This is a genomic window from Stenotrophomonas sp. NRRL B-14846, from assembly GCF_050473585.1.
In the GTDB taxonomy this organism is placed as follows: Bacteria; Pseudomonadota; Gammaproteobacteria; order Xanthomonadales; family Xanthomonadaceae; genus Stenotrophomonas.
This window is the reverse complement of sequence record NZ_JBFLUN010000023.1, coordinates 99151-116229: the sequence shown is the minus strand read 5'-3', so window position 1 is coordinate 116229 and position 17079 is coordinate 99151. Positions and strand designations below refer to the sequence as shown.

General features: G+C 64.9%; 21 protein-coding genes and 1 pseudogene. 10 read left to right on the top strand and 12 right to left on the bottom strand.

The window, feature by feature from the left end:
* Positions 1-42: 42 nt before the first annotated feature.
* Complete coding sequence (gene dmeF / locus AB1281_RS22375; protein WP_430347086.1) at positions 43-1017, top strand: CDF family Co(II)/Ni(II) efflux transporter DmeF; 975 nt, start codon at positions 43-45, stop codon at positions 1015-1017.
* A 119-nt stretch (positions 1018-1136) separates the two neighbouring features.
* Here dmeF and AB1281_RS22370 read toward each other — a convergent pair whose 3' ends face one another.
* Positions 1137-1421: a hypothetical protein gene (locus AB1281_RS22370; RefSeq protein ID WP_430347085.1), complete on the bottom strand. Its 285-nt coding sequence runs from the start codon at positions 1419-1421 to the stop codon at positions 1137-1139.
* A 90-nt stretch (positions 1422-1511) separates the two neighbouring features.
* Here AB1281_RS22370 and AB1281_RS22365 point away from each other — a divergent pair, with 90 nt between their 5' ends.
* From AB1281_RS22365 to AB1281_RS22355, 3 genes are all read left to right on the top strand, one after another.
* Positions 1512-1931, top strand: coding sequence for a hypothetical protein (locus AB1281_RS22365; protein WP_430347084.1), 420 nt, complete (start codon positions 1512-1514; stop codon positions 1929-1931).
* A 69-nt stretch (positions 1932-2000) separates the two neighbouring features.
* Positions 2001-2381, top strand: a complete 381-nt coding sequence (locus tag AB1281_RS22360; protein WP_049443550.1) for a hypothetical protein — start codon at positions 2001-2003, stop codon at positions 2379-2381.
* Entirely contained in the window at positions 2362-3288 is a 927-nt protein-coding gene (locus AB1281_RS22355; protein ID WP_430347083.1) for a class I SAM-dependent methyltransferase, read from the top strand. The genes AB1281_RS22360 and AB1281_RS22355 overlap by 20 nt, the downstream gene beginning before the upstream one ends.
* Before the next feature lie 3 nt (positions 3289-3291).
* Here the strand turns inward: AB1281_RS22355 and AB1281_RS22350 are convergent, their stop codons facing one another.
* The 5 genes from AB1281_RS22350 to AB1281_RS22330 form a co-directional block, all read right to left on the bottom strand.
* Positions 3292-4260 carry a polysaccharide deacetylase family protein gene (locus AB1281_RS22350; protein WP_430347082.1) on the bottom strand — a complete coding sequence of 323 codons (969 nt, stop codon included), beginning with the start codon at positions 4258-4260 and terminating at the stop codon, positions 3292-3294.
* A 66-nt stretch (positions 4261-4326) separates the two neighbouring features.
* Positions 4327-4872 carry an RNA 2'-phosphotransferase gene (locus tag AB1281_RS22345; RefSeq protein ID WP_430347081.1) on the bottom strand — a complete coding sequence of 182 codons (546 nt, stop codon included), beginning with the start codon at positions 4870-4872 and terminating at the stop codon, positions 4327-4329.
* Between the two features lie 36 nt (positions 4873-4908).
* Positions 4909-5568, bottom strand: coding sequence for a hypothetical protein (locus AB1281_RS22340; protein ID WP_430347080.1), 660 nt, complete (start codon positions 5566-5568; stop codon positions 4909-4911).
* A 275-nt stretch (positions 5569-5843) separates the two neighbouring features.
* Positions 5844-6794 (bottom strand): hypothetical protein, encoded by a 951-nt coding sequence (locus tag AB1281_RS22335; RefSeq protein WP_430347079.1) that lies wholly within the window; start codon positions 6792-6794, stop codon positions 5844-5846.
* Between the two features lie 119 nt (positions 6795-6913).
* Positions 6914-7723, bottom strand: coding sequence for an alpha/beta fold hydrolase (locus AB1281_RS22330; protein WP_430347078.1), 810 nt, complete (start codon positions 7721-7723; stop codon positions 6914-6916).
* Positions 7724-7944: 221 nt separating this feature from the next.
* Between AB1281_RS22330 and AB1281_RS22325 the strand changes: the two genes are divergently transcribed.
* A complete protein-coding gene (locus AB1281_RS22325; RefSeq protein ID WP_430347077.1) occupies positions 7945-8424 on the top strand; it encodes a nuclear transport factor 2 family protein in 480 nt (159 codons plus the stop codon).
* Between the two features lie 75 nt (positions 8425-8499).
* Positions 8500-8916 carry an XVIPCD domain-containing protein gene (locus AB1281_RS22320; protein ID WP_430347076.1) on the top strand — a complete coding sequence of 139 codons (417 nt, stop codon included), beginning with the start codon at positions 8500-8502 and terminating at the stop codon, positions 8914-8916.
* 46 nt (positions 8917-8962) lie between these two features.
* Here AB1281_RS22320 and AB1281_RS22315 read toward each other — a convergent pair whose 3' ends face one another.
* From AB1281_RS22315 to AB1281_RS22290, 6 genes are all read right to left on the bottom strand, one after another.
* Positions 8963-10066 (bottom strand): hypothetical protein, encoded by a 1104-nt coding sequence (locus AB1281_RS22315; protein WP_430347075.1) that lies wholly within the window; start codon positions 10064-10066, stop codon positions 8963-8965.
* Between the two features lie 37 nt (positions 10067-10103).
* Positions 10104-10679: a hypothetical protein gene (locus AB1281_RS22310; protein WP_430347074.1), complete on the bottom strand. Its 576-nt coding sequence runs from the start codon at positions 10677-10679 to the stop codon at positions 10104-10106.
* Between the two features lie 143 nt (positions 10680-10822).
* Positions 10823-11968, bottom strand: a complete 1146-nt coding sequence (locus AB1281_RS22305) for a YncE family protein (protein WP_430347073.1) — start codon at positions 11966-11968, stop codon at positions 10823-10825.
* Between the two features lie 165 nt (positions 11969-12133).
* Entirely contained in the window at positions 12134-13060 is a 927-nt protein-coding gene (locus tag AB1281_RS22300; RefSeq protein ID WP_430347072.1) for an XVIPCD domain-containing protein, read from the bottom strand.
* Between the two features lie 155 nt (positions 13061-13215).
* Positions 13216-14190 (bottom strand): lytic enzyme, encoded by a 975-nt coding sequence (locus tag AB1281_RS22295; protein ID WP_430347071.1) that lies wholly within the window; start codon positions 14188-14190, stop codon positions 13216-13218.
* 4 nt (positions 14191-14194) lie between these two features.
* Positions 14195-14794 (bottom strand): hypothetical protein, encoded by a 600-nt coding sequence (locus tag AB1281_RS22290; protein ID WP_430347070.1) that lies wholly within the window; start codon positions 14792-14794, stop codon positions 14195-14197.
* Between the two features lie 213 nt (positions 14795-15007).
* Here AB1281_RS22290 and AB1281_RS22285 point away from each other — a divergent pair.
* The 4 genes and pseudogenes from AB1281_RS22285 to AB1281_RS22270 all read left to right on the top strand — a co-directional run bounded on the left by AB1281_RS22285 (position 15008) and on the right by AB1281_RS22270 (position 17017).
* A pseudogene (locus AB1281_RS22285) lies at positions 15008-15217 on the top strand (hypothetical protein).
* A gap of 91 nt (positions 15218-15308) precedes the next feature.
* Positions 15309-15734 (top strand): TonB family protein, encoded by a 426-nt coding sequence (locus tag AB1281_RS22280; protein WP_430347069.1) that lies wholly within the window; start codon positions 15309-15311, stop codon positions 15732-15734.
* A 451-nt stretch (positions 15735-16185) separates the two neighbouring features.
* A complete protein-coding gene (locus AB1281_RS22275) occupies positions 16186-16554 on the top strand; it encodes a hypothetical protein (RefSeq protein ID WP_153674947.1) in 369 nt (122 codons plus the stop codon).
* A gap of 100 nt (positions 16555-16654) precedes the next feature.
* Positions 16655-17017: a hypothetical protein gene (locus tag AB1281_RS22270; RefSeq protein WP_430347068.1), complete on the top strand. Its 363-nt coding sequence runs from the start codon at positions 16655-16657 to the stop codon at positions 17015-17017.
* The last annotated feature ends 62 nt before the right edge of the window (positions 17018-17079 follow it).

Sequence of the window (17079 nt, the reverse complement as noted above, 5' to 3'; positions counted from 1 at the left end):
TCATATACCCTATGGGGGTATCCACTCCACCCTTTGACCCCCATGCATCTGGACGCCCTCGCCGCCGCCCGTCGCCACGAACACCGTTTCGACGACGGCAACCCGCTGGCCGAACGCAACACCCGCCGCGCCCTGTGGCTCACCGTCTGCATGATGCTGGTGGAGATCGTCGGCGGATGGTGGTTCAACTCCATGGCCGTGCTCGCCGACGGCTGGCACATGAGTTCGCACGCGCTGGCGCTGGGCCTTTCGGTGTTCGCCTACCGCTGCGCGCGCCGCTACGCGCACGACCCGCGCTTCGCCTTCGGCACCTGGAAGATCGAGATCCTGGCCGGCTATACCAGCGCCATTGCCCTGCTCGGCGTCGCCGCGCTGATGGCCGTGCAATCACTGGAGCGGCTGTGGGTACCGGCACCGATCCACTACAACGAAGCCATCGCCATCGCTGCGGTCGGGCTGGGCGTGAACCTGCTGTGTGCCTGGTGGCTGCACGACAGCCCGGGCCACGCACATCACCACCACGGGCATGAGCATGGCCATCACCACGGGCATGACCACGATCACCACGATCACAGCCATGCGCACGGCCACGACCTCAACCTGCGGTCGGCCTATGTGCACGTGCTGGCCGACGCCGCCACCTCGGTGTTGGCCATCGTCGCCCTGCTCGGCGGCAAGTTGCTGGGCCTGACCTGGCTGGACCCGGTGATGGGCCTGGTCGGCGCCGTGCTGGTGACGGTGTGGGCGATCGGCCTGCTGCGCGACAGCGGCCGCATCCTGCTCGACGCGCAGATGGACGCGCCGGTGGTGGCCGAAGTGCGCGAGGTGATCGAGCAGAGCCCGTGGCCGGCACGCCTGGCCGACCTGCACGTCTGGCAGGTCGGCCGCGGCAAGTACGCGGTCAGCGCCAGCGTGGTCACCAGCGACGCCAGCCTCGATGCCGATACCGTGCGCAACGCGCTGGCCATCCACGAAGAGCTGGTGCATGTAACCGTGGAGATCCATCGCAGCGCGTGACCCGCGCCGGGTAGTGCCGGCCGCTGGCCGGCATGGCATGCTCCGGCCGCCGATGCCCAGTAGAGCCAGGCCATGCCTGGCTGCGTTACCCACAAGTCGAGCATGGCTCGACTCTACAACTAGAGCTTCAACATCATCCGCAGCAGGTACATCAGCAGCGGCAGCGCGCTCAGCACCGCGCCAGCAATGCCGATCCACGGCCAGCGCTCACCGCGCACGCGCGAGGCCACTGCCAGGCCGCCGCCCACCAGCGCCGCACCCAGCACGCCCACGCCCAGCCCTGCGGCCATGCCATTGCCACCCGCAGCGACGGCCGCCTGCGCCGCCACGGTGCCCGCGCCCCACCCCACTGCAATCCCCAGCCAACTGGCCACGCCGCACCACGCTGCCTTGCCCTGCGCCATCCGAAAACCCCTGTGTTCTTGCCGAATTTCTGTACGGGCCGCGCCCGCGTGCTGCCTACACTAGCCGCACCCGCCCTGTAGGGACATCCCATGCGCACGCTCCGCCTGCTGCTGCCCGGTGCCCTCCTGCTGCTGACCGCCGCCTGTAGCGGTGACGCCGGGCTTCCCTTCTCCGCCGACCCGCTGCAGGGCTGCTTCGCCACCAGCGCGCGCAAACCCGCCGACTTCCGCATCGACAAGGAAGGCGGCCAGTACTTCGTCTCCTTCAGCCGTGGCGAGCAGTGGCAGCGCGAGCCCAATGCCCTGCACAAAGCCAACCGCAGCGAGATCAGCCGTTACTTCCGTGATGATGCCGACCAGATCGACAGCGCGTTGATCCGCATGGCTGGCGGCTTCGGCATCTTCCACTTCAACAAGGGCGCCACGTTGAAGGGCAAGGCCAGCGACAGCGATTACATGGCGTTGATGCTGATCGGGGCTGGGCCGGTGTATGCGGTGAAGTGCCTGTAATCCGCAACGATTCTGATGGCTGCATGGACCGGCGTCGGCACATCCTGTCTTCTTTGAGGATGGACGCGGATGCTGCTGTTCCTGCTGCTTGCGGTGAGCGCCCCGAAGACCCAGGGCGCCTATGACGAGGTCCGGGAACTGCCCGATGGCCAGATCCTGATAATGCGCACCCTGGACTGGGACCTCGGCGAAGGCACGAAGGAACGCGTCACCGTGCACTGGCTGCTGCAGGATGACGGCCGCATGCGCTACGACTTCGATCGACAGCCACCGGAAACCCAGGAGGCCCATCGCCGATCGTGCGCCCGGCTGGGTATGCAGCCTTCACGCGGGGTTGGCATGATTGCAGGAGAAGGCGCCACGCACGGCTACAGCTGTACCAGCGGTAGCGTCGGGCCCACGCTCGACTCCGCCCTGCCTGCATCCACGCATGGCGTGGATCTACTGTGACATCGGCTTGGCGCTGCAACAGCTGCGGTACCATGCCCTCCCCCGAACCGCCCCGGTACCCGCCGTGTCCCATTACACCGGCCCCCTGCTGACCCGCGACAGCGCCGACACCCTGCGCCGTGCCCACGACAAGGGCGCCGCCGAATGGCAGGGCTCGCTCGACCTCGGTCGCAGCCAGGACACCGTGGTACTGCACGCCGACGGCTTCCACTTCCGGGGCCAGCCCTACCCGTGGCCGGGCAAGCTGAAGGACCGCACGCTGTACTACTGGGATGGCGATGCGTTCGAGCCGATCTCGCGCTACAGCGGCTCACTGATCAAGCTGGTGCCGACCGAGTGGGGCGCACCGACCTTCGAGATCGACGGCATCAAGATGCTGCCGACCTCGAAGCTGTCGCCGTTCGAGGATGCGCGCCGCAAGGTCGAGCTGGTCACTCCCGCCGGCAAGGTCATCCTCGATACCTGCGGCGGCCTGGGCTACTTCGCCGCCTGCGCGCTGGAGGCCGGTGTCGGCCAGATCCGCTCATTCGAGAAGAACGCCGATGTGATGTGGCTGCGCACGCTCAACCCGTGGTCGCCGGATCCGGACTCCGCTGCCGCCGGTGGCCGCCTGCAGTTCAGCCACGGCGACGTATCGCAGCAGATCGAACAGGTGACCAGCAACAGCGTCGACGCGATCCTGCACGATCCGCCGCGCTTCGGCATCGCCGGCGAGCTGTACTCGCAGGTGTTCTACGACCACCTCGCCCGGGTGATCCGCAAGGGCGGTCGGCTGTTCCATTACACCGGCGCACCGAACAAGCTGACCAGCGGCCGCGACGTCCCACGTGAAGTGGCCAAGCGGCTGGAGAAGGCCGGTTTCAAGGCCGAGCTGGCGCTGGACGGCGTGCTGGCCGTCAAGCGCTGAGCCTTACTCCGAATCGACCTTGGCCAGTTTCATCACCCACGCCGGCACCTCGGGTTCGCCGGCGTAGAAGTCCTTCGGCTTTTTCTCCGCCATCGCCCAGCGGTGCAGCCAGCTCGGGCCGTAGCGGCCGTTATAGCCTTCGGCACCACGGGCATAGGCCGGGTCACGCATCGCCTCGTCCAGTGAAATGAAGCGATAGCCGCGGCGCTTCGTGGCCGCCACCAGTTCGGCAAACGTGGCCGCGTTGAGCTCATTGGCGTGCATCAGCCACACCTGCGGCAGCGCGTACCCCAACAGCGCCTGCGACTGCTTCTCGTAGTAATCCAGTTTGTTCAGCATGTACGGTACGTAGCCTTTGCGCAGCTGCGCCAGCGTCACTTCGCGCGCAGGTGAGTCCGCCTGCTCGTTCATCACGTTGGCATAGGCGAACGCCCACACCCACTCGCCGTTGTCCACCGTCACCGGCGCCACGCGGTAGCCGTGCTGCTTGAAGAACGCATCCATCTGCGCACGCTCTTCCGGTGTTCGCCCGGCGCGCAGGTAGGGATGGCGCATCCACTGCGGCGCCTGCCCCTTCTCGGCCAGCAGCGGCCGCAGCACCGTTTCGCCGCGCAGGAAATCCTGCTGGAACGCCGCCACACCCTTGGCATTCAGATCCATATGCGAGTACGTGTGGTTGCCCAGCATATAGCCGGCGTCCCGCCAGTCGCGCAGCATCTGCACCCGCGCCGGCTGCACCTGCCCGTCCACTTCAAGCTTGTTCTCGTTGACGAAGCCGACCACCGGCACGCCCGCCTGATGCAGCTGGGCCATCAACGCCGCATGCCGCGCCTGCAGGTCCGGCGGCATGATCTGGTCCAGCCGTGCCCATGGCAGGTCATCGATGGTCACCGCAATCCGGCGGTCCACTTCGGCGGCATGCACCGCCAGCGAACACAGCAGCAACGGCAACGCACGCAGCAAGAATCGCATCGGGTCTTCCCTGGAGTGGCGAGGCGTCGACTGTAGCGCGATTGCCGCGCGCCGCCGAGCGTGTGCTCAGCCGGCGATGTACTGCGGCGGCACGTGCACGGTCAGCCACACGCCATTGGCCGAACGGTGGAACACATGGCCATCGGCATGCATGCGCCCGGCATTCACGCTGAGGATGACCGGCGCACCGCGGCGTGCGCCCACCTGCTGCGCGGTCTGGCGATCCAGCGACAGGTGCACGTGCTGGCGCTCGCCAGGCCGCAGGCCCTGCTCACGGATGGCACCGACGAAGCGAGCCACCGTGCCGTGGTACAGCCATGCCGGCGGCTGCAGCGCCTCCAGGCCCAGATCCACCTGGATCGAATGCCCCTGGCTGGCGCGGATGCGCAGACCGTCGTCGCTCAGCGCGAAGCGCTGCTTGTCATTGGTCTCGACCACCGCCTGCAGGGTGTGCCGGTCCAGCGCCACGCCATGACCGGCCATCCGCTGCAGCAGATCATCGACATCGGCCCAGCCCTGCGCATCCAGCTGCAGGCCGATCTTCTCTGGTTCGTGGCGCAACACCAGGCTCATGAACTTGCTGGCGTGCTTGTGTGAAGTATCCGTACTCATCGGCATAGGCTGCCGCAGATCACCGCCGGATGCCAGTTACGCCCCTGCCGATCGTGCCGCCCGGGCCCGCGCGATCGCGCGCCAAAGGGCAACGCCGCCGGCCATCGCGGCCAACAGCAGCACAGTCAACACCAGCGCCAGATCATCCGGATTGCGCAGAAATGGCGCGTTCACCCGCGTCAGGATGTGGAACACCACGCGCTGTGCCTGCTCCAACGGCACATCGCCCTCCGACAACAGCTCCACCAGGCACGCCGTGGGTGACAGCCGCGCCACATTGCTCCACGCATTCTCATACAGGTGCAGCACCCATCCGGCCAAGCCCAGTGCGCCACCGTGCAGCACCATAAGCGCCACGTTCGCCGTGCGCAGCCGATCGCGCAGCCACAGTGCACGGCTTGCGCACACCGCCATGGCCCCCAGCAGCGCCAGCACCACGCCCACCCATGGGATCCAGCCCAGGGGTTGCCAGTCATCCAGCGCGCCCGCGCGCGCCATCACCTGTTCGGCAACCTGCAATCGCGCCTGCGCGTCCGGGCCCCCACAGGCCACCGTCACCGGCTCCAGCAACAGCTCCACACGGTAATGGAAGAAGCCGGCGGCCAGCACCACAGACAGCAGCGCGACCCACTGAAGCATCAACAGGATTGGCCCCTGCCCACAGATACGACGAATTCGGGACGTGGCAGGGCTCATCGGTTCATCCATGACAGCAAAGGGCCATCCTACCCAAGCGCTCCGTGCGTGTCGGCTGGCGGATGCGACAACGATGCCTGCTCAACCGCACCCATCTTCTGCCCCAGATCCGATATCGACCTTCGCGCGCCGATCAGCATCAGGAACGCCCAGACGCTCACAGCACCCAATAGGAACAACGAAGCTGAAGGCATAGCTCCCCTTCAATGTTTGATTGCCCGAACCGAGCAGCCGGCTCGATTCGGGCTCAGCACACTGTACGCAGCCGAAGCGGATCAGTCCTGGGAGCGTCGGATCCTGTCGAAGATATCGGTGTCCTGCACATCGACGAGGTCCAGGCTTTTCACATCGAAATTCAGATAAGTCCCTGACTGTTTCTCCTGCAGAACGGGTACCCCATAGAGGAACACGACACAGGGTGCATTGCTTTCCGCAAAGCGCAGAAGCCGCCTGGCATGCAGGGATTTCATTTCCGACGCCGCCAGTACACTGTTCCAGATCATCGCCGTTGGGCGCAAAGGCTCCTCAAGCGTTTCACCGGCAAGGGACACCACCGGTTCACAGAAAGTGATCCTGAAACCATCGTCGGTCTTCCGGATCCACGCCTTGCTCCAGTACACGCGCGTGTTCCCGGAAAGATGAGGGCGCTTCTCGAAGAAGTTCTCGAACAGTTCCCGATAACTCAAGGCTTCCTGCGTACCCGCGCTGACCATCATCGTGTCGTCCACGGCGTCCCGCCTGGCCTTGAGCCAGCGCGATACCAGCGCAGCGAGCGAGTAGAACTGGGTGCGCCGGCTGCGCGTCCCTCCGGGTTCACCGCTGCCGCTGCGGCCACCCGCGCCAGCGCCAGGCCCACCGGCTGTTCCCTGGCGAACATCGAAATGCCCCGCGGGGCGCGTCAGCAGGAACCGGTCTGGCGCCGGCTGCCCCACTTCGCTGGGGCGGCTTTCTCCATTGCCGCCCCGGAGCTCAAGCTCAGCGATATGGGGGCATCCCTCCCTGTGCGGCGGGCTGTCATGCTGGTTGCGGAAATGGGGCACCTGCTTCAACTGAAGCTGTTCGGTATCCATGTTCGCGCAGGTGTACTTTGCAGGACAGCCGCTCTCGTGCTCGGGGCAGAGGAACGCGCGCTTATCGGCAATTACGTCCGCCCAGTACAACTCGTAGGCGCGCTCGGCGTTGATGGTGTCGTTGAATTCCGTGCTGAAAGCCAGTTCCGTTGCCATTTTCATCTCGCTGGAGTACCGGCAGCGGTATCGACCCGAACGAACGGATCTTCATTAACTCCAGCCAAACACGCCTGAAACCACGGAGTAAATCACATCAATAATGGGAAACGCATCACTCAACGAAGGAAATTCAGCAGCGCCAGATTGAAATGATCCGCATGGCTGGTGTTGCAGCCATGCGGCGCGCCTTCCAGGATCACCACCTCGCTGCCCGCAATCGCCTCATGGGTGCGCTGGCCGGAGCCCTCGAACGGCACGATGGCGTCACTGTCACCGTGCAGGATCAAGGTCGGCACCGTGATCTTCTTCAGGTCATCGCGGAAATCGGTAGTGGCAAACGCCTTCATGCAGCCCAGCGCCGCCACCTGGTCGGATTGATGGCACAGCGCGATCGCAGCCTGTCGCGTCTCTTCGGTCACCATCAACTGGCCGTTGGCGCTGAAGAAATCACGGGTGAACCCATCGAAGAACGCCTCGCGGTCCTTCTCCAGCCCACTGCGCATGTCATCGGCCTTGGCCTGCGTCAGCGGTCCCTCGGGGTTATCGTCACTACGCAGCAGGAACGGCGGTACCGCCGCGGCGAACACCACACTGTGCAGGCGCTCCTGGCCGTGGTTGGCCACGTAGCGCGCCACCTCGCCACCGCCCATCGAGAAACCGACCAGGGTGACGTCGCGCAGGTCACGTTCCTCGATCAGCCCCGCCAGGTCCGCCGCCAGCGTGTCGTAGTCATAGCCTTCGGCGGGCTTCTCGGAACGCCCGAAACCACGCCGGTCGTAGCTGATCACCCGGTGCTGGGCATCGCGCAGGATCGACACCTGCGGTTTCCAGGCATCGGCGGACAACGGCCAGCCATGGATCAGGATCACCGGGCGGCCGTCGCCACCACTGTCTTCAACATGCAGGCGGATGCGGGAAGCAGGCATGGGAGCTCCTGTGGAAGGGGAGGATTGCAGGCTAGCGGCCACGCCCTATGGCAGCCGTGAGGGAATCGCGCCCGCCCGTGACATCGCGTGCACACGCCTCCGCACAGCGCCGCACCGGCATTCCCGGCCTTCGCACCGCGCCTTCCCGGTTTCGTCGCAGCGCCGTACCGCCGTGGTCACCGGCATGCCAGCCTGCGCACATCACTCCCGGGAGTTTCGCCATGTTGCTGCTCACCCTGCCCCTGCTGGCCGCCGGCCTTGCTGCCGCACCGCCGCCCGCCGATGACCTGCGCGAACAGATCCGCCAGGCCGATACCCAGCTGTTTGCTGTGGCCTTCGAGGCCTGCGACGCCGACAAGGCCGCCGCGATGACCACCGAAGACATGGAGTTCTTCCATGACAAGGACGGCAAGTCGGCCAGCAGCCGCGAGGACTTCCGCCGCAGCGTGGCCAGCATGTGCGACAACGCGCGCAAGGGCGGCTGGCACCTGCGCCGCGAGCTGGTGGAGTCCTCGCTGCAGGTGTTCCCGCTGCACGATGAGCGGGCGCTGGAAATCGGCGACCACCGCTTCCACGAGCGCGGCAAGGACGGCGTGGAACGCTGGGTCGGCCAGGCCCGCTTCATCCAGATCTGGCGCCGCGTGGACGGGCGCTGGCTGGCCGAACGGGTGATCAGCTACGACCATCACGCAGCGGACTGACCCATCGGGCGTGCTTCACGGGCCGGATCTATACTGGCGGGGTCCACCACGACCCACCGCAACCGTTCGATCGCCATGGCAGAGATCACCCCCAACCATCCCGAGTACGGCCTCAACCAGCAGATCCGCCAGGGCGTAGCCGCACTGGACGCCCAGCATGGCCGTCCGTTCGACCAGACCAGCGAGCGCCTGACCGCCAGCCTGACCGTGCTCGCCCGCGAGCAGGGCCTGCAGCAGGTCGACCATGTGCTGGTCAGCAATGCGACGGCCCAGCACCCGGCCGGGCACAACGTCTTCGTGGTGCAGGGCGACCCGGCCAACCCCGCCCACCTGCGCGCGATGATGCCGACCGCTGTGGCCGCACAGACGCCGGTGGAGCAGTCCATGCAGAAACTGGGGCTGGGTGTACAGCCGCCGGTGCAGGCCGAGCAGCAGACGCTGGATGCACAGGCGCAGGACCCGCAGCAGAATCCCGTGCATCGCCTGGGGTGAATGCCACCAGGCGTCGATGCCATTGACGCCTGTGGAAAACCCTGTATCAGCCCATTCGCGGCTGGGCGTGCTGCGTCTGCTGCTGCAGCTGATCGTCCTGCGCGACGCGGCTGGCCTCGCGGCTCTGATGCTGCACGCTGGCGAGCTGGTACACCTCTTCAACCGTGCCCTGCTGGGCATCGGCCAGCGAAAGGCGCTGGCGGTTCGCCGCCGGATCCGGTGATGCGGTCTCGCCCGTGCGCTGCAGAAAGACATAGCCCGGCGAATCCGCCGCACCGCCACTGCTGAAGGCCACCTGCAAGGTGTCGCGCTCGGTGTAGCCTCCCTGCACCGCCAAGCGCGTCAGGTGGCCCGCCAGCAGTTCGGGCTGCTGTCCCGGCGGCAGCCCCTGCCGATCGGCGGCCTCACCCAGCGCCGCACGCACGCGCTGGTCCAGCGGATGCAACGCATCACCCGGCGCACGTGCGTCGTTGGCCAACCGCTCACCACTACGCTCACCCAAGTCGTCGTTCTCGCTCAGCAGGTGCTGCTTCCACGTGCGATCGGGCATCGGGTTGGTTTTCGTACGGTTGAGCTCGCTGCCGGGGAACGGCGGATCGATGCTTTCGACGCCGTGGATGTTGCGCAGCGGACGATAAGCGTCCTTGCCTTCGCCCTTCATGCCCAGGGGAATGCGCACATCCGGAAGAAGCTGCGCGGCAGGACCGACCAGCCCGTTCACGTCGATACTTCTCTTCCGCTCGATGCCGGCGTGATTCAGTGCTTCCCAGGTGAAGTCCACGCAGTTGTGGCGAACATCCTGATAGTGCTTGCTGAAGCCGAATTTCTCCGGGTCCGAGCCGAACTGCTGGAGCTTCTTGTACTGATCTTCACTGATCTCGAGCGTGCGCGTATAGCGCGGGTCCTTATAGACCGTTGCGTCGTCCTCCATGATGGTGCCCGGACCATTCATGCTTCCATGCTCCTTGGGAGCAAATCCATAGCTCTTCGCAGGCACGCCGGGTGCATGCAGGACGTAGAACATATGGCCGGGGGCGGACGTCTGCGGAATGCCCTCCGCGTCGACGGCCTGCTTGTGCGTCCTGGGGTCGATCAGCGGTGTGCCAGGTGCAGCGATAACGATCTCTACGGTATAGCGTGGCTTGTCCATAAGGTGGTTCCTTCGTTCCTTCCAGTGGTGAGGTTGTTTACTTGCCTGGCGGCCGGGCTGCGTGTACCCGCAACTGAGCCGCGTAGTGCTGCAGTTCCGGCGTGGCCTGCACAGTGCGAACCTGTACGCGATAGCGCGTATCAGGCTCCAGTGGCAGAGCAACCAGGCTCAGCGTGTACTGGCCGTCACTGCCCATGTGCGGCGACGTATACCGCCATTCGCTGGATGCATGCCATTCCGGAAGCGGCTCACCTGCATTGAGCACCCCGGCTTGATAGCTGTCGTAGGTGGGCACATCCCTCCAGGCATCAGCGCCCCATTGCTGCAGGGTCACCTCGAACGGGACCCTCATCGTGCCCACGTCAGGCTCGTCGGGCCTTCGCGTCGATTGGCGCTGCAACTCCAGCTCCAGCGCATACGTGCGCCCCGGCTGGAAGTTGCGGGCATTCGTCTCGAACTCGAACCGCACCGCCTGGCCGGGTTCGGCCACGTCGATCGGCTTGACCAGATCCAGTGGCTCCGGCGCATCCGGTATGCGGCTGTTGCAGGCGCCGAGTGCGCTCGCCAGCGTGAAGATCAGGCCGGCACGCAGCCAGCGATGGATACCCAGCATGATTCAGACCCTTTGGCTCCCTGCCATGGGCTTCAACCCTAGCGGGCGGCCTCCAGCACTGCAACCGGGCAAGGAAAAAGGCAGGGTCTGCACCCTGCCTTCTTCACGCGGCACGTCGACGGGCGGGGCCCGGCGTCAGCGCCTTACAGCTGAATCCGCGCCACGCTCTCGTCAGCGCCCTTGTCATCCTTCTCGCCGTTCTTGATGCTCACGAACAACACGTTGTTCTTCGCATCCAGCGCCAGGCTGTTCGGGTGGGTCGGCACCGTGTAGGTCGCCACCTTCTGGTAGCTGTCACTGTTGTAGGCGGTCACCGTACCGGCTTCGCGGTTGGTCACGTACAGGCGCTTGCGCGGTGCATCCAGCAGGATGCCCAGCGGGCCGGCGTCGGTCGGGATGCTGGCCAGTTCCTTGCCGGTGCTGCGGTCGAGAACCAGCACGCGCTGGCCCGGGTGCTTGCTGACCAGGCCGCTGCTCTTGGCCTGGTAACCACGCAGGAATTCCGAGCCCTGGTCGGTCACGAACAGGCGTTTGCCGGCCGGGTCCAGCGCGATGTTCATCGGCTGCTCGGCGGCGATCTTGTGCTGCGCCACCACCTTGTTCGAATCGGTGCCCACCACCACCAGGTCGGCCAGCAGGTTGCTGGTGTAGACGCGCTTGTTGGCCGCATCCAGCGCCAGGCCCGGTGCCTTGGCATTGCCCAGGCCGTCGATGGTGTTGATCACCTTCAGCGTGGTGGTATCGATCACGAACAGCACGCTGCTCACGTCCGGCTGGCTGCTGTGGCCGGTCACGTACAGGCGGTTGGCCGCGCTGTCGACCACCAGCTCGCGCAGGTCATGGGTGTAGGCGGCCTTGCCGTCCTTGCCGGTCTTCTTCTCCATCAGCTGGATGGTGCCCACGGCCTTGTTCTGCGCGGTGTCGACCACGGTCACCGACAGGTCCACGGTGTTGCCCACGTACAGGCGGTTGTGGGCGTCATCCAGCACCACGCCGAACGCCTTGCGCTCCAGCGGGATGCGGGTTTCCACGGCCAGCGTGGCCGGGTTCAGGCGCAGCACCTGGGCCGGGCCGGCGTCATCGCCGAAGCCTCCGGACGAGGCCACGAACACGGCGTTCTGCTTCGGGCTGTAGGCCAGCTCGTACAGGCCCTTGGCCACGGCCTGGCGCTGCACCGCGGTGGTGGCGCTGGCGGCAGGTGCGTTGTCGGCGAACGCCGAAGGCACGCCGACGCTGAGCGACACAGCGAGGGCCAGGGCGGCCGAACGGAAGAGAGGATTACGGAACATGCGAGCGTCCTTGAATGGGCACGGGAAGGTGTCCTGGCTCGCTGGGCCGTACTGCGACGGCCCGACCTGCATCTGTCTGCGCGGGTGGGCTGGCTGGGGTTGCGGGGGAATGGTAGCAGGAGGGGGGCGTGGCGTGCGTCTGCCTGCGTATGGCAGACGCGCGGATTACTGCTCCTTCAACCGCAGCGAATCAGCCACATCGGTCTTGGCCGCCACCTCGGTGGCGATGCTGGCGCGGCGGTGCCCCGGGTCGTTGCGGTCGCCCTGCACGATGAAGATGCTCTCGGCGGCATGGCTGTTTTGGGTCGGCTGGCTGAGCAGCACGTGGTCCACGCGCGAGAGATTGTTCTGCTTGGCCAGCACCAGCAGGCTGGCACTGATGCGCTGGCTGGCCGCATCGAACGGACGGCCATGCGCGGCGTCCAGCTCGGCTACCTTCTGTATCAGCTGCGAGAACAGGCGATGGTCCGGATGCGAAGGGTCCAGCAGCGTGCCGGCCACTTCAATCGGCGTCGGCGGCGGCTCGTCGCTGGCACGGTCGCCCTGGCGATGATGCTCGGCCTCGCGCTCGGGCATCGCATGATGGGTTTCGGCATTCAGATCGCTGCCCGGGAACGGCGCGGCAATGCACTGGATTTCCGGCAGGTTGAACAGCACCGCGAACTCGCCCAGGTTGCTGCCGCCATCCAGTGGCGCCGGCAGCGGATGCAGGCCGGCGTAGTGCAGGGCGGCCCAGACGAAGTCGCTGCAACGGTTGATGGTGGCCGGGCGATCCACATCGAATTCGAACTCGGCCGGTTCCTCGGCGAAGTCACGCAGGCAGCCGTAATGCTCCTCGGTGATTTCCAGGGTGCGGCTGTAGTACGGCTGCAGATGCTCGTCGGCATCGTCGTGGCGCACCTGCGCGTACTGCACGCCGGTGCGGGTCTCGCCCGGCGCCTGGCGCGGTGGTGCGAAGCCGTAGCTGTGGGCCTCGTCGCCCGCCGCCACCTGCAGGTACATATGGCCGCGCGGCGAGATGCCCCCACTTTTCAATGGGGTGCCGGGCGCGGCCAGATAAAGCGTTGCTGTGTAGCGTGTTGCCTGCTCCATGCCTGTTCAGCCTTGATGGGTGCTGCGGTCCTGGGCGGATGATGGCATAGGTGGGATGGCGGGCAGGTGGAGGAATAGAGGAGGCCGATCGCGGCTTGCTGAATTTGTGAGCCAGCGTGCAGTACCAGCGCCCCGAAAGCTCGCGGGTGGCGGCACTAGCCCATCTGCATGCCGCCGGACGTCTGTGCAGCCGCCTCGCGCTGCTGCGTTTCCTGACGGGTCTGCTCAGTCACTCGCGTGTCGATCTGCTGACTGCGGGCCAGCCCCTCCTCAAGGCTTTGCTGAGCCTGGTTCAGATCCACCATGGCCCTGAAGCCGGGCGTCGTGCCCATCACGAAGATCTTCTCTTCCTGCAGCACCACATCGCGCAGCTGTTGCGGCTGGTGGATGCCGTTCTCCCGCGCAGCAACCATCGCTGACATCACCTGCGCATCGCTCACCTTCTCAGGCAGGTCCAACCGCATGCGATCAAACAGCCGCTGCGATTCCGGCGAAAGTACAGCTACCCGCTCGTGCGGCGGCAGTTCACCCTCCACCTCGGTCAACAGCTTCTGCAACGTAGTTTGCTTCTTGGGAAGGGGATTCTCGTGCGTCGAATTGAGCTTGCTATCAGGGAACGGCTTGGGAATGCTCTTCAGCGCATCGATGTTCGGAAGCACCTTCATCGTCCCCTCGAAGCTGGGATCGGGCTTCTCGAGCTTGGGCCGCAAACCGGCCTGACCAAGGCCTGTCCACACGTAATCGACGCAGCTGTTCGACAAGCCGTTGTAATAGAGATTGAAACGGTCCTGATCGCGATTGACGCTCGCCTCGCCATACGCCTTCAGTTTGTCGTACTGATCCTTGGTGATCTCGAGCGTGTAGGAGAACCGAGGGTTCTGGTAGTTCTCGAATTCCCCCTTCACCACGTGCCCAGGCCCGGTGATCCCCGTTTTTATCGGCGAGAACCCATATCCGTCTTTCTTGTCACCATCGGCAACCATGAAGTAGGCATGGCCCGCCGAAGATGAGTGGGTCGTCCCATCCTTGCCTGCAACAGGTGTCCCCGGAGCAGCGAGGTAGAGCGTGACGGTGTAAGGGCCCTTCTTGCCTTCCTGAGGTGCGGCTGCACTATTCGATTGACTGTCCATAGTCCTATTTCACGTTGTAGTTGGCGACGAGAAGCTCGATGTTGAGATGTGCAACTTCCGGGTTGCCCTGAAGGTTTGTCACCTTCAGCCGGTACTTCCCGGCCGTGAGATCCCCGGAATCGGCACGGGCCACCTCATATTCCCTGTAGGCCAGGGACATGTCGTACTTTCCTGCGTTGACCAGACTGTTCGAATCCGCGCCGACGGCACTCCTGTACTCGTACACATCGCCCTTGGCCGGTTGATATCGACTGCCCTGCCAGACAGCAGGCAGATCGCGATTCAATACCTGTAGCGCTATGGGTGTTTCGGTGTCGCCCTCCAGCTTCCACAGCTGCACCTTCAGGGGAATCCGGGCGTCTTCAAGGAAGGCGACATCGCCCGGTTTCATATCCGGGCGCTTGGCGGGCCCACCGGTACGGAATCCAATCAGGAACGTGCGAGGTTTGGGATCCTTCTCCCAAGGCGGCGGCAATTCAAAACGCGCCTCCACCGTCGCACCTGCATGGACCAGATCCATCGGCTTGGCAACGGGGAAACCATCGCCATACATCTGGGGTGCCTGCGAACCACAGCCGCCCATAAGCAGGGGCAGCAGTACCATCCATGGCCTCAGTAGGTGTCGCATCCGTTCCTCACATTCGGGCACTCACGTGTCGGCAGTTTATACACCGCACCGGCCGGCAGGACCTGAACTGGCTTCACAAAGCCCCAGGACGGGATGGGGATTCCTGCCGATGAACATTGCACGGGCCAGTTCTGGTGTTAGCAAGCACGCGATAGTGCAGGCACTATTCCTGCACTCAGGAGAATGACCATGACCAAGATCCACCCCGCATGGCTGGATGCCTTCGACAAGGAACTTCTCCACCTGTTCGCCATCGACCATCGCGATGCCGGCATGGATGAGTACCTGCTGGGCTGCTAAACAGACCTGCCGCCGCGCGAGACGGCGTTGGCGTTCGGCAGCGACTACGACCTAGAGCGTGACGATGCGCTGTGGCCACGGCCGGGCGTGCCTATGTGATCCGCGCAGAAATCCCGCACACCGGTATTCAAGGCAAGCGATGCCAGGGGATGGCCGCTATGCTGGCAGCGCACCGGAATGGAAACCACGTATGTCCCGCTTCAACACCGCCCTAGCACTGAACCTCGTTCTGATGCTGCTGGGCGCTACACCTGCCACGGCCATGGCGGCAGACCCGCAGGTTTCCACTGAAGTGTTCGTAGAGGCCGGTGACAACCCCTCCTTCAAGCTGCAGCAGGCGCCCGCCATTGAGTATTCAACGGCCCCTGCCACGCCACCCGATACCTTCCTGCAGGCTCCCATGGCGGTGCTGCTGGTTGCTCAACTGGATGAGCTAGGCCAAGTCTCCAACGTGATGGTGGCGCGGTCCAGCGGACTACGGGAGATGGATCGTGTGGCCCTTGCCGCAGTGGACCAATGGCGCTTTGATCCGGTCGTGGTTGAGGGCGTCGCGCGGCAGGCGCGGGTACGGGTGCGTCTGACCTTCATGCCCACGGCCGAGGCGCCGCCCGGCTGAACCACTGGTCCAATCTGTCGCGATTGGCCCTAGGCCATTGCCCTGGCTGCGGGCATTCCTGCGCTTGGAGCCAATAGCGCCAAGCCCTTCAAGACCGTTGCGGCGCAATCGCTTGCTGGCTTAACACCGTGTGCGACAATGCCGAAAGCGTCAGGACTGGCAATCGCCGGTTCTACAGTTTCTTGGCATTTGGCAGCTGCGCGGGTATCTCTTGGCGTGCCACCGGAAAAGGGTGGCGCGGGACTCGAAAACCCGTGTTTATGCCAGCTGTATACGCTTGTCAGTCGGCGTCACCTTCGGGTGACGCCGGCTGGCAATCCGTTCGCGTTCCATGGCGGGCGGTGCGTGGGGGCCTTCGGGCCCGCCGGTCTGGCATTAACCGGTTTTCGAGCCCGCACCGTCCGCCACCTTTATTGGTGGCGCTGCTATCTGTCCTGTACGGAGCATTGCCATGAACACATCGGACTTCCGTTCCCTGCACGCGCAGTACGATCCGGACAACGCCGAACCCGAGCGCGAACCGTCCGTCGATCCCAACGCCTTCGTCGCCACGCTGCGCCGCATCGGATCTGGTGCGGCTGCGGATGGCCAGCCTTGGCCGGAACGGCATCAACTGCCTGGGCGTTGCCTTCAGCTGGCGGATGCGGATTGTGCGTTGGCTGGCCTGCGCGTGGTGGCGGAGCTGATGCTGGCTGCAGAGCGGACTCGGCAGAATGGTGCGCCCGAGGAGTACCTGGGGGATCGGGTGATGGAAGGGTTGAAGATGGCGTGCGTGGCGTTGACTGCGCAGGTGACTGAGCGGTTGCAGGTGAGGGAGTAACCCAGTTGGACGTGGCCATCTGTCGCTTGGCTGGTGGTCACCCACGCGTTATCAGCGGACCGTTCGCCTTTTGGTCCATCCCCTATTTGCAGAGCGTCCAATGAAGCCTGTGATCTATGGCGTCGTGCTGCTGGCGGCGCTGTCTGCCACGATCGCCAGCCGGCATGTACCCAAGGCAGGCTTGGAGCTGCGGACGTTTCGGAAGGTGTCCGACGCTGAATTTGCTGTCATGCGCGAGGAAGCCGTTCGACTGGTGCGCGGGGGCCTGGTGCTGCCCGCGCGGTACGCGGGGGAGAGGTACTTCGAGGTCAGCTGTCACGGCATACCCGTGATGTTGGTGGATAACTCGCTGGAGCAGCTTGTAGTTGTGCTGTATGCGGATAGGGAAATTGATGTTCCCTGCGTTGTGCCGCTGCTGTCGCATTGGAGTGGGCGGCTTGTGGCGGAGCGAGCGCGCACATAGCGAATGTAAGTACAGCGGGATGGGAGACCACGCTGGACCACCTCTGTAAGGCCCACATTCTG